We start from the raw sequence: 19,489 nt of genomic DNA on the forward strand, positions 1-19,489 counted from the left end.
CGTCCCTGGTCATTACAGCTAGCGCGGAGCGGGAACGTTGGTGGTCGGGGCGCCGCTCGGCGTCGCCGGCACCGACGACTCCGTCACCTCACCCTTGATCGCCGACATGCCCTGCCACGTCTCCCAGTCGAAGATCCAGTCGTAGATGTCACCGTCGGCCTCCGACAACTGGATGCGCGTTCCCGAGACCTCCACGGGGTCACCGTAGACGGCGGTGTTGAAATACCGCTCGGCGTCGGCCTCGGACAGGTTGATGCAGCCGTTGGTGACGTTGGCCGTGCCCTGGACGTTGACCGTCGCGGGGTTGGCGTGGATGAACTCGCCGTTGTTGGAGATGCGCACGGCCCAGCGTTCCCGGATGTTGAAGTAGCCGGCCGCCGGGTTGCTCATGAAGAACTCGTCGTACTTCTCGGTGACCACATGGATCCCCGACCGGGTGACGTTGCGGTCGAGGTCGCCACCGCCGTAGCTGCAGGGCAGGGACATCAGTTCGGCGCCGTCCCGGATCACGACGATGCGGTGCGAGGACTCCACGGCCTGCACCACCTGTGCGCGCCCGATCGAGAAATCACTGGTCACGTCGGCCGCTCCATAGGCGCCGCCGCCGTGGTCGAGGCCGTACAGCTTCGCGTCCATGTGCACCTTGGTGCCGGGGGCCCAGTACTCGCGGGGACGCCAGTGCACGCGAGATCCGTTGTCCTCGCCGAGCCAGGCCCACGACCCCTCGGTGGGCGGCGTGGTGGTGACGGTGAGGGCCCGCTCCACCTCTTCCTTGTCCTCGACGGTCCCGTTGAACTTCAGGATGATCGGCGCCGCGATGCCGACCTCCTGACCGTCGCCGATGTTGACCACGACGTTCAGCTGACTCGACGGCTCGAGCGTGGTGAAGCTCCCCGCCACCGGCACGGTCTTGCCGTCGGTTCCGAGAGCTGTTCCGCTCCAGGTGTATTCGGTGCCATAGCCCAGGGGCTCGGCGATGGTGTAGCTCGTCCGGTCCTCCGACAGCCGGCCGTTCACCACTCGCCCGCGCGGATTCGTCAGCTTCACATCGGGGTTGAGCGTGCCGTCCGCGGCCTGCACGGAGATCTCGGCGATCGGGCTGGGCGCCTCACCGTCGAGCGGCGGGGTGAAGGTCAGCCGGGCCTTGGGTTCGGCCGGCTTGTCGCCGCCCGAGCCGGCGTCGGAACCCGTACACGCCGCGATCGCGACCCCGAGTACTCCGACCCCGGCCGCGGCGAGCACAGCACGTCGGTTCACCGGGGCCTGAGAAGTCATCACGCGCTCAACACTACCGACCGCACGTGATCGACCGGGTGAGCCGCGTGGCTCAGGCCGGCTCCTCGGCGACCGTTGCCACGGACGGCATGTGGGCGCGTTCGCCCGCGTGATCCATGATCGAGAGCACCTCCACCGGACCGTCGTGGGCACAGATCGCGTGCGGGATCATGGTCGAGAACTCCGCGGCATCACCTTCCGGGACGATGATCGTGCGGTCGCCGAGCCGAAGCCGCACCGTGCCCGAGAGCACCGTGAACCATTCCCGACCGGGGTGAACCCTCAGGTCGTCGAGCGGTTCTTCACGTTCGAAGCGCATCTTCGCGACGGTCACCCCCTGGGGGCTGTTCTCGCGCGAGAGCAGCCACATCGTCATCCCCTCGACTGTGTGCGGCTGCGGGCGGATCACGACGTCCGTGTCGTCGGCGGGCTCCACGAGCTGATCCAGCGTCGTACCCAGCGCTCGGGCGATCGGGACCAGCTGGTCCAGCGCGACCCGCCGATGTCCGGTCTCGATACGGCTCAGCGTCGACGGGGAGAGGTAGCACCGCGCAGCCAGGGCGTCGAGGGTCCAGCCCTTGGCCAGCCGCAGGCCACGGATGCGCTGGCGGACGACCGCGTCGAGTTCTTGCGTCATAGGCAAGATGGTATGCCTCTAGCGCATGGTCGCGCTACCGTCGATCCCATGACCCATTCCCATGAGCACGCACATCTCGCGTCGGCCCTCGACCTCGACGCCGAACTCGTCGGCGGTTACCTCGACGACGCGGCAGCGGCGATCACCCGATCCCTCGGCCGGACTCCGCAGCGGATCGTCGACCTCGGCGCCGGGACCGGCACCGGGACCGAGGCTCTGGCCCGGGACTTCGCCGGGGCGGAGGTCGTCGCGGTCGACAGCTCTCCGGAGATGATCGCCCGCGTGGACGAACGGGCCCGCGCCGGCGGATTCGAGTCGAGAACCACCACCCTGGTCGCCGACCTCGACGACGGACTTCCGCCGCTGGACTCCCCGGACGTGATCTGGGCCGCCATGTCGCTGCATCACGTCGCCGACCCCGCCGCACTGTTGCGTCAGGCGGCCGCCGCCCTGGCCCCGGACGGCGTCGTCGCGATCGTGGAGATGGCGGGCCTGCCCCGGTTCGCTCCCGACGCCGACACCGCGCTGGGCACACTCGAGGCCCGATGCCACGCCGCCGCTTCCGGCGCCGGATGGGAGGCCATCGTGGACTGGACCGACACCCTCGGCGCCGCGGGCTACGACGTGCTGCACCGGGACACGATCCACGTGGCACGTACCGGGCCGAGCGAGAGCGTCGCCCGGTACGCGGTTCACTGGTTCAGCCAGTTCCGGCATCGACTGGCCGACGACCTCTCCGGCTCGGATCTGGCATCACTCGATTGCCTCATCGCCCCCGCCGACCCCGCATCTCTGCACAAGCGCGCCGACCTCACGCTGAGAGCCGGACGCCTGTTGTGGGTCGCAAGGCCGGCCGCCTGAACACCCTTACGGCACCTGACCACCGACACCCGAGCGAGGACTCATGAACTCCACCACCGACTCGACCTCCACCGAAACCGGCTCCGCCACTGTTGATCACGACGTCGCGATCATCGGCGGCGGATCCGCAGGACTGAGCGCGGCGACCACACTCGCCCGTTCGCTGCGTTCCGTCGTCGTCATCGACGGCGGTGAACCCCGCAACGCCCCGGCCGACGGTGCCCACAACGTTCTCGGCCAGGAGGGCATCCCGCCGCTCGAACTCCTGGCGCGAGGACGTGCCGAGGTCCGCGGGTACGGCGGCGAGATCCGCCCCGACACGGTCGTCGACGCCCGCCGGGACGGCGATCGGTTCGTCCTGGCCCTCGAGTCGGGCGACACCGTACGGGCGCGACGCCTCTTGTTGGCGACCGGTCTCGTCGACGAACTCCCCGACATCCCCGGCGTCGCCGAACTGTTGGGACACGATGCCCTCCACTGCCCCTACTGCCACGGCTACGAGGTGCGCGGGTCCCGAATCGTGGTGCTGGCGACGAGCCCGATGTCCGCCCACCAGGCTCTCCTGTTCGGACAGCTCAGCGACGCCGTCACCGTCGTCGCCCACAGCGCCGAGGCGCTGGGTGAGCAGGAGCGCGCGAACCTCGGCGCGGCCGGGATCACGGTGATCGACACGGCCGTCGAACGCCTACGGATCCGCGACGACGTGACGGACACCGGTGACGCGATCGCCCGCCTCGACGGTGTCGAGTTGTCCGACGGCACCGTCCTCGACGCTGACGCCGTCGTCGTCGCACCGAGGTTCGTGGTGCGCGGAGATCTCTACGAACGGCTCGGCGGCACGCTTGCGCAGACCCCGATGGGCGCGGTCGTCGAGACCGGCCCGATGGGTGCGACCGCGATTCCCGGTGTCTGGGCGGCCGGCAACAACACCACGCTCAACGCGGTGGTGACCGTCGCGATGGGTGAAGGGGTCTCGGCCGGCGCGGCGATCAACGCCGATCTGGTGATGGCCGACGTGCAACAGAAACTCGCGCCAGTCGCGTGACCCGCCCCGCGCCGATCACTCCGGGAAGCCGTCGAGCACGGTCGCGGACGAGGACAGGCCCAACCGGGTCGCGCCGGCGGCGATGAGCTCGGCGGCGAATTCCGCCGTCCGGATGCCTCCGCTCGCCTTGACCCCGACACGGTCGCCGACCGCGGCACGCATGAGGCGGACCGCCTCGACGCTCGCCCCACCGGCGGGGTGGAAACCGGTCGAGGTCTTCACCATGCCCGCACCCGCCCGCTCGGCACGGCGGCACACCTCGGTCACCGTGTCCGGGCCGGCGAGCTGCAGCAGGACCGCGGACTCGATGATCACCTTCAGCAGCGTCGAATCCCCCACCGCCTCACGCACGGTCAGCACATCGGCGAAGACCTCGTCGAACCGGCCGTCGACCGCGGCGCCGACATCGATCACCATGTCGACCTCATCCGCCCCGGAGTCCACCGCGAGACGCGCCTCGGCGGCCTTGACCAGCGAGTGGTGCTTTCCCGACGGGAAGCCGGCAACCACACAGGTCCGCTGGGAGCCCGTGTCGATCGGCAGCATCGACGGCGACAGGCACACCGCGAACACACCCAGGCGGGCGGCCTCGGCAACGGCGGCCTCCGCGTCGGCGCGGGTGGCCTCGGGCTTGAGAAGCGTGTGGTCGATGATGGCGGCGACGTCGCTACGCCGCAGGTCCGTGTTCGTCACATCGACGAGCTTGGCACACTGAGGGTCGTGACGAGCGGACAGACGACCCCCACCGACCAGACCGAGCACCGCTACGTGCTGACGCTCGGCTGCCCCGACCGCACGGGCATCGTCGCCCGGATCTCGACCTTCCTGACCGAGATCGGCGGCTGGATCACCGAGGCCGGGTACCACTCCGACCCCGACACCGGCTGGTTCTTCACCCGCCAGGCCATCCGTGCCGACACGGTCTCGTTCAGTGCCGAGGAACTACGCGCACGCTTCGCCGCGGAGGTCGCCGCCGAGCTCGGCCCCGAGACCGAGTGGCGCCTCACCGACACACGTGAGGCCAAGTCCGTGGTTCTCCTGGTAAGCAAGGAAACCCACTGTCTCATCGACCTTCTCGGACGTGCACATCGAGGCGAGTTGCCGGCGACCATCAGGGCCGTCGTCGGCAATCATCCCCAACTCGAGGAGTTGGCGACCCGTTTCGAAATCCCGTTCCATCACGTCCCGTTCGGGGGAGAGCGAAAAGCGGAGGCCTTCGCCGAACTCGCCCGGATCGTCGACGGTTACCAGCCGGACGCGGTGGTCCTGGCCCGGTTCATGCAGATCCTGCCGCCGCAGCTGTGCGATGCCTGGGCCGGCCGCGCGATCAACATCCACCACAGCTTCCTGCCGAGCTTCATCGGCGCCCGCCCGTATCACCAGGCTTTCGCCCGGGGCGTCAAACTGATCGGCGCGACATGCCATTACGTCACCGCAGACCTCGACGCGGGTCCGATCATCGAACAGGACGTGATCCGTGTCGATCACAGCGACTCGGTGACCGACATGGTGCGTCAGGGACGCGACATCGAGACGCTCGTACTGTCCCGCGGACTGCGCTGGCACCTCGAGGACCGGGTCCTGGTGCACGGCCGAAAGACGGTGATCTTCAACTAACCTCGCCCCCTGAGGTGCGAGCGAAGCGAGCCTCGAAGGGTCAGCGAAGCGCGCGTTCGTAGAACGACCAGGAGCGGTGAAGCTGGTCCTGCCAGTATCCCCAGGAATGGGTGCCGACGGACGGCAGGTCGACCGTCGCGGGGATGTTCAACTGCCGCAGGCGGTTCACCAGCTGCAGGGTGCAGGCCATGGTGCTGCCCTCGATGACGCCACCGACCACGATCTGGTCGGCGAGGGTGTCCTGCTTCTTGACGTACGCCGGGCTGTCATACGGACCGGGCAGCCCGGTCGCGTTGGAGATGTAGAGCTTGGTGCCACGCAGCTTGTGGGCGTTGATGACGGGATCGTGCTTGCGCCATCCGGGCCCGTTGTACGGCCCCCACATGTTCCTGGCGTCGCCGCCGCCACGCACCTCGACCACGAGACGGATGCTGTTCTGCCCGAACGGGTCCGCGGTGGTCGGGCAACCGCTGTAGGAGCCGACGGCCTCGTACAGATCCGGATGCTCGATCGCGAGATTCAGCACCGACGTACCGGATGAGGAGATGCCGCCGATCGCGTTGCGTCCGGAGGTGTTGAAGTGCGCGTCGAAGACGGGCGGCAATTCCTTGCCGAGGAAGGTCGACCACTTGTGGACGCCGAGCTCGGGGTCGGGCTTCTCCCAGTCGGTGTAGTAGCTGAACTGGCCCTGATTGGGGATGACGACGTAGAGGTTCTTGTTCTTTGTGAACTCGACGATGTCGGTCTTCGCCAGCCAGTTGGCACCATCCTCGCCGCCGCCGGCGCCGTTCAGCAGGTAGAGAACCCCACGCGGCTTGGACGCGTCGGCGGGTTTGATGACCGTCAGCGGGATGTCTTTGTTCATCGCATCGGAGTGCACGACGATGTCGGTGACCCTTTCGGTGGGCGAACCCGCGGTCACGAGACTCGGTGCCGCCGCCGCAACGCCTGTCGTACCGGTGGCCGACAGCGTGAGCCCGATGCCCAGCGCGACCGCGATCGCGGCGCCGCCTCTACGCAGTCGCTGGTTCATGCATTCCTCCTCGTCGAATCCCGATCGGCCTCGGGCGAGCATGGGTCGTGTCAGATGGACCGTATCGCGTCGGGCCGCCCGGCGGACACGCACCGCGGATCATTCGGTCCCCCGGACGCTTCTGCGACGCCGGCGCTTCGACCACCCAACGCGAATCGCCCCACAGCCGAGGCTGTGAGGCGATTCGAAAGTCTGTCGATCTACGTCGTCGGCTCGGTGCCGCCGTCGAGCGAACCGGTGAACGCTTCGAGGATCGCGCCCGTGATCGTTTCGGTGATGCTGTCGTTGATCGAGTCTCCAATTGAATCAGCCATGATTCTCCTCCATCCGTGGTGAGATGATTGGAATATGACCGCCTGCTCCCACCAGTGCGACGGCTTGAGACAGAGATTACATATCCGCCTCGGCAATGTCTTCATTACTTCGCGGTTCTTGTCACGAATATTCTTTTCTCCGCCATCCATCCCGACGGAAAGCGCAGGTCAACAGCCCCTCTTTAATCGAACAATCGATTTTAGTTGGACGCATGTCCGTAAACCTGGCGGTAGAACGGCGGTTAGCAACGTCGCTGCAACGTTTCCGGTCGAAATCCACAATTGTGTGCCATTGGCGACGTGCGCCCTTTACCACGAATTCGACTGACCGCGGCCATAACCTTCCGAACCGTAACTTTCCCGATCCGCGAATTTCCGTTCCACGATCCTTCAAAGTGGGTCAAGCGTTCGAATCGAGTGGAACGCATCAATGAATGGGTTCCGAAAATGAGACCATTACGCCCGGATGATGGTCGTTGACCTCTACCGATTCATCTCGGCCCGGGATTCCAGGTCGACGCCGCAGCGGCGCGCGTAGACGCCGCCGGCGGCTGCCAATTCGTCGTGGGTTCCGGCCTCGACGATCGTGCCGCCCTCGAGGACGACGATCTGATCGGCAAGCGCGGCGGTCGCCATCCGGTGGGTGATCAGCAGGGTCGTCGTACCGGCGCGCAGGCGTTGCAGCGCCCGCTGGACGAGCAATTCGGTGCGCGGATCGGCGGCGCTGGTCGCCTCGTCGAGGATGAGTATCCGTGGAGATGCCGCGATGGCACGAGCAACGGTCACGAGCTGCTTCTCACCCGCGCTGAGGTTCTCCGACTCCTGGCCGATCTCGGTGTCGATACCCCGCGGCAGGGCCGCCAGGATCTGATCCAGGTGGCCGTCGTGAACCGCCTTGGCCACCGCGTCGTCACCTGACGTGCCGTATGCGATGTTCTCGCGGACGGTTCCGGTGAACAGCCACGGGTCCTGCGTCACCACCGCCATCCCGTTGCGAACACGATGCGGACCGAGCTCTGCGGAGTCCTCGCCGTCGATCAGTATCGAACCGGAGGTCGGGCGGTAGAAGGCCTGCAGCAGGTTCGTGAGGGTCGTCTTGCCGGCCCCGGTCGACCCCACGATCGCCGTGGTCGTGCCCGGAGCCATGCGGAAGCTCACCGAGTCCAGAACCGGCGAGCCCTCGTCGTATGCGAAGCCGACGTCGTCGAAGACGATCTCCGGGGGCCGGCGATGCCGCGCCGAAGGCTCTGGCTCGTCGGTTTCGGGCGCGGCGTCCTCCGGCTCGTCGAGCACTTCGCGCACTTTGCTCGCCGACACCGTGCCCGACTGCACCTTGGTCACGAATCCGGCCAGTTCGCGCACCGCGGACGACAGCTGCTGCGCGAAGATCACGGCCACCTGAGCTGCGCCGAGACTCAGGGTTCCATCGACGACCATGATGCCGCCGAGGACCGCCAGGATCAGGAAGACGACGGCATTGATCGCGCCGAGCACCGGTGCGAGGGTGCCGGCGGTCCACTGTGCTGAACGCGTCGAACCGAACAACCTCTCGTTGAGGTCGTCGAAGCGGCGTCTGGCGAGGGGCTCGGCGTTGTACGCCTGCAACATGCGACGGGCGCTGAGTTCCTCCTCGATGTGTCCGGTGAGCGCTGCCGTGGTGGTCCACCTGGTCTCCAGGAACGGTCGGACCTTGCGCGCGATCACGACCGAAGCGGCCGCCGACACCGGCGCGGCGGCGAGTGCGACCACGGCCAGCAGCGGCGAGATGACGAACAGCACGATCGTCACCACGACCAGGGTCAGCACGTTCGTGGGGACCGTCACCAGCACGGGCGCGATGACGGTGGCGGAGTTGTCGGTGTGTGCGGTGAGCTTGCTGACCAGCACTCCGCGATTGTTGGACTCGAAGTAGCGCAACGGGAGCCGGTGGACCTTGTCCTCGATGCGAGTGCGCAGCCCCGCCACGGATCGCTGCACCGCGATGGTCAACAACTGTCCCTGCGTGAAGGTCAGGCAGGCGACGACCACATAGATCACGGCCTGCGCGCCGAGCAGCGACCAGAGTCGGTTCCAGTCCATCCCGGCCCCGGTCGTTCCGTCGACGATCACGTTTGTGATCGCGCCGAAGAGGATCGGCCCGACGACTCCTCCCAGCGAGGCCGTGATCGCGAAGAGAGAAATCGTGGCCGCCCGACCGCGGCTCAGATGCAACTGTCGCATCAGCCACCGCAACGAGCCGTCGCGCCTGCTGCCGTCAGGCATTGGTCACCGCCTGCGCGTGGGCGATCTCGCGGTAGATCTCGCTGTCGGTGCGCAGCGTCTCGTCCGTCCCGACCGCGACCAGACGGCCGTCCTCGAGCACCCCGATGACATCGGCGTGCCGCACCGACGAAACCCGTTGCGCCGCGATCAAGATGGTCGACTCCGGATGGGCGAGCCGCAGATTGGCGATGATTCGCTGCTCGGTGTCGACGTCAAGCGCACTGAACGGGTCGTCCAGCACGTACAGCGACGGACGTCGCAGGACAGCGCGGGCCAACGCCAGTCGCTGACGCTGACCCCCGGAGAAGTTGCGTCCTTCCTGCGCGACCGAAGCGGCCAATCCACCCTGCCGGGCGGCGACGAAGTCGTCGGCCGCTGCCACCTCGAGCGCCTCCCACAGTTCGGCGTCGGTGGCGTCCGGACGCCCGAGCCGCAGGTTCTCGGCAATCGTGCCGGTGACCAGCGCGGCGCCCTGCCCGGTGAACGCCGAACGCGCGCGTACCCACGCCGGGGCCAAGCCGGTCACGTCCGCTCCGTCCCAGCGCACCACGCCCGCATCGGGGTCGGCGAAACGCAAGGGCAGCGAGAGCAGCGTCGACTTGCCGCTCCCGGTCCCGCCGAGAACACCGGTCACCGAACCGGCCGCGCAGGTCAACGAGATCCCGTCGATTGCGGGTGCTTCGGCGCCCGGGTACCCGACGGACACCGATTCGAAGACCAGGGCGGGTGCCGGGGATGGCGTGGCGGGGTCGGCGTCACCGGATTCGAGCACCTCGGTGTCGAGCACCTCGCCGATACGGCCTGCGCTGGTGACCGCTCGCGGGATGACACCGGCGATCACCGTCAGCATCGACACGGCCAGCAGGATCTGGCCGAGATAGCCGACGGCGGCCGTGATCTGGCCGATCTGCATCTGACCACGGTCGACGTAGACGGCGCCCAGCGCGGCCACTGCCACCGCCGCGAGGTTGGACACGGCCGTGACGGTCGGGAGCATCAGAACCTGCGTTCGTCCCAGCCGCAGTGCCACGTGGGTGAGTTCGTCGTTCTCCGCGGCGAATCGGGCACGCTCACGGTCCTCACGACGGAAGGTCCGGATCACCGCGATCCCACGCAGCTGCTCCCGGAGTACCCGGTTCACGACGTCGAGACGGCGTTGCATGAGGGCGGCCCACGGGAGGAGGCGCCGCACCAGCGTGCCGATCAGCGCGACCAGGAGCAGACCGGCGACGAGGATCACCGGAGCCATCTGCCACGCCTGCGAGAGCGACAGGACCAGTGCACCGAACAGCATGAGCGGCGCGGTCACGACGATCGTGAGACCGATGAACAGGAAGCCTTGGATCTGCCCCACGTCCCCGGTGGACCTGGTCAACAGGCTGGACAGTCCCAGGCGGGCAACCTGCTGGTTCGTGAGGGCTCCGATACGGCCGTTGAGCCGACTGCGCAGATCGCGTGCGGCCACCGCCGACACATGGGAAGCGAAGTAGGTCGCGCCGATGGCGACCACGAGATTGACCACCGCGACCGCGACCATGATGAGGCCCACGAACTTGATCGTCCCCACGTCGCCGCGCAGGATTCCGTCATCGATGATCGCGGCGTTGAGGGCCGGCTGCGCGAGCGAGGTGAACACGCTCGCGAGCTGAAAGACCACGAAACCGGCCACCGCCCACGGTGACGACCTGAGCGCGGTGCCCACGAGACCGAGAAGCGCGCGCACCTCATCTCTGTTGAACGATGGGGTGACGGGCATCGGGCGAGACCACTCCGAACTGGAAACGGAACAGGACGAGAATCGGCGTCGGATGTCGGCGCCGACATAATGCTGCCTCACACCGTAGAGGTCGTCAGGCGGTTGTGAAGTCTACAGATCGATTTCAGCCGCACCGCCCGGACGCGGCGGAAGCGTGCCGGCGTGGTGTCGCTGTGCTGATATGTAGCGGTGACGAAAGGCATCCTGGCATCTGTGAACGGAGCTCGGCTGTTGACGGAGTCCGATCGGGAAGACGCACTGGACCTGCTCGAAACCGGACTCCGCGAGGTTCCGGCCTATCGATGGGTTCTCGGCGAGGAGGCTCCGGCCCACGCCTACCGGTGGTACGGCGAGGTCCTGTTCGCCGAGAATCTTGCGGGCATGTACGGAGTTTTCGATGAATCGGGGAGATTGATCGCGCTCGCCGCGATTTCGGAGCCGGGCCGGGCGAACGGCATCGTCGACGCCGATCTCAAAGAGCGGAATCGGTACTACGTCCGGACCCTGGACGGATTCGTCGAACGTTTCACCGAATTCAGGCGCGCGAATGCCGAGGCCTCCGTCGCCGACGAGTCGATCGGCATCATCTTCGGCCTCGTCCACCCGGATCACCGGCGCAGCGGGGTACTGTCCCGCCTCGTCGACGCCATCGTGGAGAAGGGGCGACGGCAGGGCCTGCCGGTGACCGCGGGTACGGCCGACCCCGTGATGTCCGCGGTCTACACCCGGCGGTGGAAGTCGGTTGTCCGCGCCGAATACACGCTCACCGACGGGCCCACGGTGTGGGTCCACCGTGTCGATCCCCCCGCGGACGCCGAGCGGTGACCGACGGCCCGGTCAGGCCGAGCAGCCGCCCGACTCCTGGTTTCCGGTCATCTCGTTGGTGAGCTGGACGTCGGAACCGCTGATCGCGAACTCGAGCCCGGTGTCGGTGACCGTCAACTGATCGACCTGGACCTCGTCGAAGAACGGTCCGAGCGCCGACGTGGTGACCTGGTCGACGATCTGCTGTGCGAAGTCCGGCGGGATGCCGAACACCAGCGCGCTGGCCTTGACGACCTGGAAGTCGACCCGGCCGTCCTGGAGGACCGGCTTGATGGTCGCCGAGACCGGCACGGAGAAGAACATGACCGGGAACCCGGCCTGTACCTCGAAGGTGCCCTCGGCCGCGTTGCCGGTGATCTCCTCGACCGAACCGACCGGGCTCGCACCGTTGCCGGTGCTCTGGCCACCGGCACCCGGAGGCGCACTCTCCTTGCTGAGCTCGACGATCCGCTCGTACGGGATGAAGCCGTGGCCGTTGAGGGTGCGGATGTCGGTACTGGTGTTGTCGCCGGAGATGCCGTCGGCGCGCATGTGCAGACGTACTCCGTTGGCGTCGGAGCCGTCCTTGGTGTCGACCTGCACGTACGGGATGTCGCCGGTGCCCTGCATGATGATCGGTTTGCGACTCAGGGACACCGAGGTGGCTACACCGGTGAGGCCGCTGAACGAGTCCTCGAGGCAGTTCGTGACCTTGTTGCGCAGATAGAGTTCGCTGCCGACCGCGCCGATCACGGCCAGGAGCAGCACGGCGACGAGGCTCAGCGCCACGATCTTCCCGGTGCTGCGATTCTTCCGCGGCGAGGTGATCACCGGGCCGCTGCCAGGCGTCTCTAGGGGTGCACTCGACTCATCCCCGTAGGGGGTCTCACCGGGCGGGAACCGCGCGGTGCCCGGCGTGCCCGGTCCGCCACCCAGGCCGGTGGTATCCGCCTCGGACGGCGGGACGTTCGAATACGCGTGTGCCCCCGGGGCGACCGGTGTCGTCGGGAACTGTTCGGTCTCCCCCGTCTCGGGGACGACCGGCCCGGCGTTCGACTCGGCCGGACCGTCACCGGACACCGGACGCCACTCGTCGCCGGTGGTCACCGGTTCGTCTCCGGAGGGTGTGCCCGCGTCTCGGGGGTCATCACCGGGAGTCTTGTTGTCGTCGCTCATGGGTTCCGTCCTCGGTCGTCGGACTCTCGGAGCCGTTCGCCGGCGGGTGTCAACTCGCTGTGCACCGCATCGCCGACCGGCAAAGCTCGCTCGTTGGCTAGGACCGCCAGTTGCATACGAGCCTTCTCGACCAGTTCCAGGTCGAGGTCGTGAACATCGACACAGACCGTCTCCGGGTACGCGGCGACCACCGTACCGAAGGGGTCTGTGATTTGGCTGTGTCCGATCCCGGTCGGGACCCCGGATCCGGCGACCGCCTCATCCGGCGGAAGGGCCTGTCCCACCGCGACGACGAAGGTCGTGGAATCCAGCGCGCGAGCCGTGGCGAGCACCTCCCACTGGTGGATCTTGCCGGGCCCGGCACCCCAGGACGTGGGCACCACGATGACCTGTGCGCCGCGTCGTGCCAGGGTCGTGAACAGGGCGGGAAACCTGATGTCGTAGCAGGTCGCAACTCCCACGGTGACCCCGTCGACCTCGAAGGTCACCGGCTCCGCACCGGGCGCGACGGTCTTGGACTCGTGAAAACCGAAGGCGTCGTAGAGGTGCAGTTTGTCGTAGCCGAGGCGCGACCCGTCGGGATGCGCGACGAGGACCGTGTTGAACACGCGACCGTCATCCGAAGGGGTGAACATCCCGGCCACCACGGTCACACCGGCCGACGCCGCGACCTCCGACACCCCGCGTGCCCACGACCCGTCGATTTCCTCCGCCACCGGCTTCAGCGGCACGCCGAACCGGCACATCGTCGCCTCCGGGAACACCACCAGCCGCGCCCCGCGCGATGCCGCCTCCTGCGTCGCCGCACGCAGGGTCGCCAGGTTCTCGCTCGGATCGTCGGTCGAGCTGATCTGGGCCATCGCCACACGCATAGCCGCCACAGTAATGCCCGACACCCGCTGTGCCGACAGGTTCCCTCGGGGTTACTCCGACGGGGCGACCACTGACCACGGAACGGTCAGCACGTTGTCCGACATCCGGCGGCGCGTGACCACGCAGTCCACGCCACGCTCACGCAGCAGGTCCTGCGCATGGCGCCAGCGCACCCGCGGTCCGTACGGAGCCATTGGGGCGGCGATGTCCCAGCACTGGTCCGCGAGCGTCAGCAGTTCATGGATCTTCTCGCCCGGCACGTTGCGGTGGATGAGCGACTTGGGCAGTCGTTCGGCGAGGTCGGACGGGCGATCGGAGTGTTCGGGCGCCCAGCAGAGCGTCAAGCTCACCGGGCCTGCGTGGTCGAGCAGCACCCAGGCGCACCGCCGGCCGATCTCGTCGCAGGTTCCCTCCACGATCACGCCACCCGGCGACAGGGCCGCACGCAGCCTCGACCACGCCGCCTCGACCTCGGCCTCGTCGTATTGCCGCAGGACGTTGAAGGCGCGCACCACGCGGGGACGCAGACCCGCCATCTCGAAACCGCCGACGGCGAACCGGACACCGTCGCGCGGTTCGACGACACGTGCCGGGTCGATCTCGAGTCCCACCATCTGCAGATCCGGGGCGACGCGGCGCAGCCGACCCGCCATCTCGACGGTCGCGTCGGGGCGTGCTCCGTACCCGAGGTCGACGACCAGCGGACGGTCGACATCCAGCGCCGCGATCACTGCCGGTTCATGCGCCATCCACCGATCCACCCGACGCAGGCGGTTGATGTTGGTGGTCCCGCGCGTCACCCCGGCCGATCGGAGCGGCCAGACGACTCACAAGTTCTTGTCGATCCAGTCCTTGGCGTATTCGGCCTCGGCGCGGAACAGATCGACGAGGTTGATGAGGATCATCTGCTCGAGCTTGCCGTTGACGAACGGGACGAAGACCTTCGCCTCGCTGGTCCGGCGGATCGTGCAGCCCTCCTCGGTCGGGAACAGTTCCTGCCAGCCGTTGAGGCTGCCGGGACCGGCGGGGATGGACGCGTTGTAGGTGCCCTTGGTGTTGTCCGGATCGAACGGACCGAGGGTCTCCTCACGCGTGATGACCATGTCTTTCATCATCACCGTCTGCGCGAGCGGGGGCAGCTGGTCGCGTCCGATGTGCTGCTTCAGGACGACCCGGACGCCGGTCTCGTCGGCGGAGAAGGAGGCGACCTCGCAGTGCGGCGAGATCATCTGGAATCCCGCCATCATGTCGTCCCAGTACTGCTTGATGCTCTGCGCTTGGTAGAGCTTCTCCGCGGGATGGGTGTAGCGAGCGGAGTAGCTGAGCCGTCGTGCCATGACGACCAGGCTACGTCAGCCGATTTTCCGAATCCCAATCGACGGTGTGGCCACGCTCGTGCTCCAGCAGGCCGACCAGCTCGCTGACCACGGCCTTCTCGATCTTCCCACCGAACATCGGCAGGTTCACCGACACCTCGGCCTCGCAGTCGCTGGTCGCCGGATCGCCCGACGTGGTGATGGTCCCGTACACGTTCACCGGCACCGGCGCGCCCTCGACCGTTGCGTGCATCTCGGCCACGATTCGGTCTCCGACCAGCCGATATGTGTTCCTCCGCGGAATCCGGAGGTCGCCGGGCATGATCTTGGTGACCGCCGACGGGAGCTTCTCCGCAGGAATGCCCTGGTTCATCTCGACCGTCACGGTGTCGCCCGCGATGGTCACCTTCTCCACGTGGCCGTGACCGGCGTTCATCCGCTCCACCAGATCGTGCCAGTACTGCTCTGTGGTGAAGATCGCCCAGAGCCGTTCGGTGGAGAACGGGTAGGAGTCCAAGTGCTGCAGCTTGCTCGCCATGGAGAGAACGCTACCGTTCGCCGGTTAACGTTTAACGCGTGACCGACACGCAGACGCCGCTGAGCGCGCCCCTCGCCGAGCTGACCACCCTGCGTCTCGGCGGCCCCGCCCGTGAGATCGTGCGCTGCTCCGACACGCGCAGCATCGTCAAGACCATCCTGGAGCTCGACGAGCAGTCCGAACCCGTGCTCGTCATCGGTGGCGGGTCCAATCTCGTGATCGGCGACGCCGGCTTCGACGGCACCGCCGTGGTGCTCGCGAGCAGCGGCATCGAGTTCGGATCGGGCCGCGAGTCGGGCCGTCCCCATGTGGTCGCCGACGCGGGGGTGGGCTGGGACGATCTGGTCGCCGCGACCGTTGAGGCGGGTTTCGGCGGGCTGGAGTGCTTGTCGGGGATTCCGGGCGCCGCCGGTGCGACCCCGGTTCAGAACGTCGGGGCCTACGGCGTCGAGGTCGCCGACATCCTGCGGTCGGTCCAGGTTCTCGACCGCCGGTCCGGCACCCTGCGCTGGGTCTCGCCCACCGAACTCGGGCTCGGCTACCGCACCAGCAATCTCAAGCACCGCCACGACTTCGTGGTCGTCGCGGTGTCGTTCTGGCTCAACGACGACCGCGCGAGTCAGCCGATCCGCTATCGCGAGCTGGCGACGAAGGTGGGCGTGGAACCCGGCGAACGAGTCGACGCCGTGACCGCGCGCGAGGCGGTTCTCGGTCTACGTCGTGGCAAGGGGATGGTCCTCGACCCCGACGACTTCGACACCTGGAGCGCGGGATCGTTCTTCACCAATCCGATCATCCCCGGGGAGGAAGCCCCGGCCGTGCTCGAACGGATCGCGGGACGGGTCGGCGACGACGTCGCGATCCCGTCCTATCCGGCCGGTCCGCAACCGAGCACGCCCGACGGCTCCCCCACCGCGATCAAGTTGTCGGCGGGCTGGCTGATCGAGCGGGCGGGCTTCGTCCGCGGTTACCCGGGGGCGGATGCCGCGGTTCGCCTGTCGACGAAACACACTCTGGCACTGACCAATCGCGGTTCGGCCACCACCGAGCAGCTACTGACGCTGGCGCGCGAGGTCCGCGATGGTGTGTTCGACGCCTTCGGTGTCACTCTTCGACCGGAACCGGTCTTCGTGAACTGCGCGCTGTGACGACGGTCCGGGAGTGCGGGCTCAGCTGACCCGCTGCTCGGTACGCGAGACCTCGGTGACCAGTTCGTCGAGCATCTCGTTGAACCGCTCGGCGGCCTCGATACTCGACATGTGCCCGACGCCCTCGTAGACGACGAGTTCCCGGAGGGAACCGTTGCGCCGCAGCACCTCTGCCATCTGCTCGGCGTGCTTGCGCGGGGTCAGCCGGTCCTCGGTCCCGACGACGACGGTGGTGGGCACCGAGAGAGCGGCCAGCCCGGCCGTCACATCGAGTTTGCCCATCGCCGATCCCCAGCCGGCGCGTGCGCGCGGCGGGCACGCGCCGATCATCTCGTCGACGAAGTCGACATGCGCCTTACGTGCGTTGGGCCCCAGGGCGATGTAGTGCGAAAACCGAACGCCGTACGAGGTTTTGGGGATCGGCACCGGCACCGAGGTGATCGCTTTGGACACCAGAGGCGCGAAGGGCCGCGCATACGCTGGCAGATCGACCGGCACGAGGGCGTGGTTCTCCATGACCGCGTTGGCAGCGGTCGAGACGAGCACCACGGCGGAGACACGCGTGCCGACCTTCTCGCGATACTGGTCCGCCCACGACATAATGGTCATCCCACCCATGCTGTGCCCCACCAGGATTGCGCGACGCCCAGCCGGAACGGTCGCCTCGAGCACGGCGTCGAGATCTTGTCCGAGCATCGCCACGGTCGGACGGCGGCGACCACGTTCACTGAGTCCGTGGCCACGCTGGTCGTAGACGACGACCCGTCGCCTGCCGCCCTCGGACGAGGTGAGGTGATTGATCTGGGGGTACCAGTAGGCGGTGTTGCAGGTCCATCCGTGGACCATCACGATGACGTCGCCCTCGTCGTCCGCGTCGTCGACCCCGTAGACCTCCGCGTTGAGGAGGGTGCCGTCGGAGCTGCGGACCGGCAGCCGCCGGGGCGGGGAGTCGGGTGCGGTGAGCAGGTCGTCGGGACCGTCGTCGACCGCGAGTTCGGCGCGCAGCGCGTCACGGGCGATCCCGGCGAGGACAGTGCCGACACCGACTCCGACTGCTGCCGCACCGATCGCGGCCGCGATTCCACCGACCCTCTTCAACGACTTCGTGTTCACCGGCACCCCTCAACCTCGGTCGGGATCGTCCGCGATGGAGACCCCGGGCGGGGACGCCGCGTTCAGCGTCCCCGTGTCGGAGTTCAATGTACCAATATCGGTTGTCTCATAGCCGAGGCCCGGCTGGTCACCGGTGGAACCCGGCGTCGCGGTGTCCGGTTCGTCGTCCGCGGTCGCCGCGTCGAAGTAGGTCGCCGCCTGCCCGATGGCCTTGGAGATCTGTTCGTCGAGCGCCTTGCGGAAGGTCGTCTCGACGATCTCGTGCGCCATCGGACGAACGGTCTGGATGAGGTCGGCCATCTCGCTCACGCCGGCTTCACCCAGGTCAGGAAGGTTCTCGTCGAAGTACTTGTCGGTGATGATCGAGACGAAGCTGGTCGCGACGTCCTCGAGGTCTTCCTGGACCCGCACCCAGCGGTCGAGGAGGACGTCGATGTCGATGCCGCTCTTCACCAGGATCTCCGCGCCCTCGAGCAACTCGGGGTTCCGGATGGCGTAGTGCGCGCCGTCCTTGGCGAGCAGACCCAGTTTCTGGCTGAGGGCGATGGAGCGATCCGAGGCGTTGAGGGTTTTGCGCAACTCGGTGATGGTGATGGTCGCCGCGCGTTTGAAGTTGCGGAACCGACCGCCCTTCGGCGATCCCCGCAGGATCTGCTCGACACGCATGCCGTGGTGGGCCGCGTGCAAAAGCTCGCTGATGGTCGCGAAGGTGTACCCGCGTTCGAGCATGCGGGAGATGAGGTTCAGCCGGACCAGATGCTGGTCGGAATACCAGCCTGCACGGCCGCGGATGCTGGGCGGCGGAAGCAGTCCGCGATCCTGATAGACCCGGATGTTGCGAACGCTGACCCCCGACGCCTCGGCGAGGTCATTGATCCGATACTCCGCCACGATGCATCAGGCCTTTTTGCTGAACCAGGACTTGCCCTGAATGTCGTCGACACGCTTGCGCACATCGACCAGGTACACGAGCATCGCGACCACGCCGATGATGCCCAGAAAGCTCACCGCCCCGAAGAACCAGATGAACAGGGAGGCGCCGGCCAGGATCGCCACCCAGATCACCTTGCTCTGCCGGTCGACCGCCGGGAACGCGTCGGGACGCTGAATGGCCGCGTGGATCAGCGCGACGACCGCCGCGACCCCCGCTACCACGGTCAGGGCCAACATGATCAGACTCTGGCCATAGGCCAACACGCCGAAGAAGTCCACGCCGAACACTCTAGTCCCGTGCGCCTCGATTGCCGCAGCAGCCTACGACGGCGCGCGCGGCCGGAATGTGCGCGCACGGGTCAGTCGGCGCTGGGAGCAGCTTTCTTGGCAGGCGCTTTCTTGGCGGGCGCTTTCTTGGCGGGCGCCTTCTTGGCTGCGGTCTTTTTCGCCGTGGCCGCCTTCTTCGCCGCAGGCGTCTTCTTCGTGGCCGCCTTGGTGGGGGTGGCCTTACGGGCCGGCGCCTTCTTGGCCGCGGCGCGTTCGGCGGCACCCTTCACCGCCGCGGCCTTCTTCGCCGGTGCGGTCTTGGCCGGAGCCTTCTTCGCCGGTGCCTTCTTGGCTGCGGCCTTCTTCGCCGGCGCCTTCTTAACCGGCGCCTTCGCCGCGGCCGCCTTCTCCGCCGGCGCCTTCTTGACCGGAGCCTTCTTGGCCGGGACCTTCTTCGCCGCCGCTTTCTCCGCCGGTGCTGTCTCGGCGGGCGCCTTCGTCGCCGGGGCCGGCGCGGCAAC

General features: G+C 67.5%; 20 protein-coding genes. 5 read left to right on the plus strand and 15 right to left on the minus strand.

The window, feature by feature from the left end; genetic code table 11:
• Positions 1 to 18 precede the first annotated feature (18 nt).
• The gene (locus GOAMI_RS21425; protein WP_040005093.1) at positions 19 to 1,275 is read right to left on the minus strand and encodes a L,D-transpeptidase; all 1,257 of its coding nucleotides are present in this window, start codon (positions 1,273 to 1,275) and stop codon (positions 19 to 21) included.
• Positions 1,276 to 1,327: 52 nt separating this feature from the next.
• Entirely contained in the window at positions 1,328 to 1,912 is a 585-nt protein-coding gene (locus GOAMI_RS21430) for a helix-turn-helix domain-containing protein (protein ID WP_006438721.1), read from the minus strand.
• A 48-nt stretch (positions 1,913 to 1,960) separates the two neighbouring features.
• Here GOAMI_RS21430 and GOAMI_RS21435 point away from each other — a divergent pair, with 48 nt between their 5' ends.
• On the plus strand, positions 1,961 to 2,773 hold the full coding sequence (locus GOAMI_RS21435; RefSeq protein WP_006438722.1) for a class I SAM-dependent methyltransferase: 813 nt from the start codon (positions 1,961 to 1,963) through the stop codon (positions 2,771 to 2,773).
• 43 nt (positions 2,774 to 2,816) lie between these two features.
• Positions 2,817 to 3,818 carry an NAD(P)/FAD-dependent oxidoreductase gene (locus GOAMI_RS21440; protein ID WP_006438723.1) on the plus strand — a complete coding sequence of 334 codons (1,002 nt, stop codon included), beginning with the start codon at positions 2,817 to 2,819 and terminating at the stop codon, positions 3,816 to 3,818.
• A gap of 15 nt (positions 3,819 to 3,833) precedes the next feature.
• On the opposite strand, the gene deoC is transcribed toward GOAMI_RS21440, so the two are convergent.
• On the minus strand, positions 3,834 to 4,511 hold the full coding sequence (gene deoC / locus GOAMI_RS21445; protein ID WP_174324766.1) for a deoxyribose-phosphate aldolase: 678 nt from the start codon (positions 4,509 to 4,511) through the stop codon (positions 3,834 to 3,836).
• Between the two features lie 27 nt (positions 4,512 to 4,538).
• Here deoC and purU point away from each other — a divergent pair, with 27 nt between their 5' ends.
• Positions 4,539 to 5,435 carry a formyltetrahydrofolate deformylase gene (purU, locus tag GOAMI_RS21450; RefSeq protein WP_006438725.1) on the plus strand — a complete coding sequence of 299 codons (897 nt, stop codon included), beginning with the start codon at positions 4,539 to 4,541 and terminating at the stop codon, positions 5,433 to 5,435.
• Positions 5,436 to 5,475: 40 nt separating this feature from the next.
• Here purU and GOAMI_RS21455 read toward each other — a convergent pair whose 3' ends face one another.
• The 3 genes from GOAMI_RS21455 to GOAMI_RS21465 all read right to left on the minus strand — a co-directional run bounded on the left by GOAMI_RS21455 (position 5,476) and on the right by GOAMI_RS21465 (position 10,800).
• Positions 5,476 to 6,468 carry an alpha/beta hydrolase gene (locus GOAMI_RS21455; protein ID WP_006438726.1) on the minus strand — a complete coding sequence of 331 codons (993 nt, stop codon included), beginning with the start codon at positions 6,466 to 6,468 and terminating at the stop codon, positions 5,476 to 5,478.
• A gap of 797 nt (positions 6,469 to 7,265) precedes the next feature.
• Positions 7,266 to 9,044, minus strand: a complete 1,779-nt coding sequence (locus tag GOAMI_RS21460; RefSeq protein ID WP_006438728.1) for an ABC transporter ATP-binding protein — start codon at positions 9,042 to 9,044, stop codon at positions 7,266 to 7,268.
• Positions 9,037 to 10,800: an ABC transporter ATP-binding protein gene (locus GOAMI_RS21465; protein WP_006438729.1), complete on the minus strand. Its 1,764-nt coding sequence runs from the start codon at positions 10,798 to 10,800 to the stop codon at positions 9,037 to 9,039. Before GOAMI_RS21465 ends, GOAMI_RS21460 begins: the two co-directional genes overlap by 8 nt.
• Before the next feature lie 231 nt (positions 10,801 to 11,031).
• On the opposite strand from GOAMI_RS21465, the gene GOAMI_RS21470 reads away from it, so the two are divergent.
• Entirely contained in the window at positions 11,032 to 11,625 is a 594-nt protein-coding gene (locus GOAMI_RS21470; protein ID WP_006438730.1) for a GNAT family N-acetyltransferase, read from the plus strand.
• A 12-nt stretch (positions 11,626 to 11,637) separates the two neighbouring features.
• Here the strand turns inward: GOAMI_RS21470 and GOAMI_RS21475 are convergent, their stop codons facing one another.
• Genes GOAMI_RS21475 through GOAMI_RS21495 form a run of 5 tightly spaced genes read right to left on the minus strand, consistent with a single transcriptional unit; the run spans position 11,638 to position 15,507 of the window.
• A complete protein-coding gene (locus GOAMI_RS21475) occupies positions 11,638 to 12,780 on the minus strand; it encodes an LmeA family phospholipid-binding protein (RefSeq protein WP_006438731.1) in 1,143 nt (380 codons plus the stop codon).
• Positions 12,777 to 13,652: a carbon-nitrogen hydrolase family protein gene (locus GOAMI_RS21480; protein WP_006438732.1), complete on the minus strand. Its 876-nt coding sequence runs from the start codon at positions 13,650 to 13,652 to the stop codon at positions 12,777 to 12,779. Before GOAMI_RS21480 ends, GOAMI_RS21475 begins: the two co-directional genes overlap by 4 nt.
• A gap of 51 nt (positions 13,653 to 13,703) precedes the next feature.
• Entirely contained in the window at positions 13,704 to 14,453 is a 750-nt protein-coding gene (locus GOAMI_RS21485; protein ID WP_006438733.1) for a class I SAM-dependent methyltransferase, read from the minus strand.
• A 27-nt stretch (positions 14,454 to 14,480) separates the two neighbouring features.
• Positions 14,481 to 14,990: a DUF2505 domain-containing protein gene (locus GOAMI_RS21490; protein ID WP_006438734.1), complete on the minus strand. Its 510-nt coding sequence runs from the start codon at positions 14,988 to 14,990 to the stop codon at positions 14,481 to 14,483.
• A 10-nt stretch (positions 14,991 to 15,000) separates the two neighbouring features.
• Positions 15,001 to 15,507: a DUF2505 domain-containing protein gene (locus GOAMI_RS21495; protein WP_006438735.1), complete on the minus strand. Its 507-nt coding sequence runs from the start codon at positions 15,505 to 15,507 to the stop codon at positions 15,001 to 15,003.
• 38 nt (positions 15,508 to 15,545) lie between these two features.
• Between GOAMI_RS21495 and GOAMI_RS21500 the strand changes: the two genes are divergently transcribed.
• Positions 15,546 to 16,655, plus strand: coding sequence for a UDP-N-acetylmuramate dehydrogenase (locus GOAMI_RS21500; protein WP_006438736.1), 1,110 nt, complete (start codon positions 15,546 to 15,548; stop codon positions 16,653 to 16,655).
• A gap of 21 nt (positions 16,656 to 16,676) precedes the next feature.
• Here GOAMI_RS21500 and GOAMI_RS21505 read toward each other — a convergent pair whose 3' ends face one another.
• The 4 genes from GOAMI_RS21505 to GOAMI_RS23290 form a co-directional block, all read right to left on the minus strand.
• Complete coding sequence (locus GOAMI_RS21505; protein ID WP_024500206.1) at positions 16,677 to 17,768, minus strand: alpha/beta fold hydrolase; 1,092 nt, start codon at positions 17,766 to 17,768, stop codon at positions 16,677 to 16,679.
• A 9-nt stretch (positions 17,769 to 17,777) separates the two neighbouring features.
• Positions 17,778 to 18,659 (minus strand): MerR family transcriptional regulator, encoded by an 882-nt coding sequence (locus tag GOAMI_RS21510; protein ID WP_006438738.1) that lies wholly within the window; start codon positions 18,657 to 18,659, stop codon positions 17,778 to 17,780.
• A gap of 6 nt (positions 18,660 to 18,665) precedes the next feature.
• Complete coding sequence (locus GOAMI_RS21515; RefSeq protein ID WP_006438739.1) at positions 18,666 to 18,989, minus strand: DUF2516 family protein; 324 nt, start codon at positions 18,987 to 18,989, stop codon at positions 18,666 to 18,668.
• Positions 18,990 to 19,060: 71 nt separating this feature from the next.
• On the minus strand, positions 19,061 to 19,489 hold a 429-nt coding region (locus GOAMI_RS23290), incomplete at its 5' end, for a hypothetical protein (RefSeq protein WP_006438740.1).

This window comes from Gordonia amicalis NBRC 100051 = JCM 11271 (assembly GCF_000332995.1).
Classification (GTDB): domain Bacteria; phylum Actinomycetota; class Actinomycetes; order Mycobacteriales; family Mycobacteriaceae; genus Gordonia; species Gordonia amicalis.

Bases quoted from the DNA above. Each gene is read 5' to 3' on its own strand.
- GOAMI_RS21425 (WP_040005093.1), bottom strand. From the start codon at position 1,275: ATGACTTCTCAGGCCCCGGTGAACCGACGTGCTGTGCTCGCCGCGGCC.
- GOAMI_RS21430 (WP_006438721.1), bottom strand. From the start codon at position 1,912: ATGACGCAAGAACTCGACGCGGTCGTCCGCCAGCGCATCCGTGGCCTG.
- GOAMI_RS21435 (WP_006438722.1), top strand. From the start codon at position 1,961: ATGACCCATTCCCATGAGCACGCACATCTCGCGTCGGCCCTCGACCTC.
- GOAMI_RS21440 (WP_006438723.1), top strand. From the start codon at position 2,817: ATGAACTCCACCACCGACTCGACCTCCACCGAAACCGGCTCCGCCACT.
- GOAMI_RS21455 (WP_006438726.1), bottom strand. From the start codon at position 6,468: ATGAACCAGCGACTGCGTAGAGGCGGCGCCGCGATCGCGGTCGCGCTG.
- GOAMI_RS21460 (WP_006438728.1), bottom strand. From the start codon at position 9,044: ATGCCTGACGGCAGCAGGCGCGACGGCTCGTTGCGGTGGCTGATGCGA.
- GOAMI_RS21465 (WP_006438729.1), bottom strand. From the start codon at position 10,800: ATGCCCGTCACCCCATCGTTCAACAGAGATGAGGTGCGCGCGCTTCTC.
- GOAMI_RS21475 (WP_006438731.1), bottom strand. From the start codon at position 12,780: ATGAGCGACGACAACAAGACTCCCGGTGATGACCCCCGAGACGCGGGC.
- GOAMI_RS21480 (WP_006438732.1), bottom strand. From the start codon at position 13,652: ATGCGTGTGGCGATGGCCCAGATCAGCTCGACCGACGATCCGAGCGAG.
- GOAMI_RS21490 (WP_006438734.1), bottom strand. From the start codon at position 14,990: ATGGCACGACGGCTCAGCTACTCCGCTCGCTACACCCATCCCGCGGAG.
- GOAMI_RS21495 (WP_006438735.1), bottom strand. From the start codon at position 15,507: ATGGCGAGCAAGCTGCAGCACTTGGACTCCTACCCGTTCTCCACCGAA.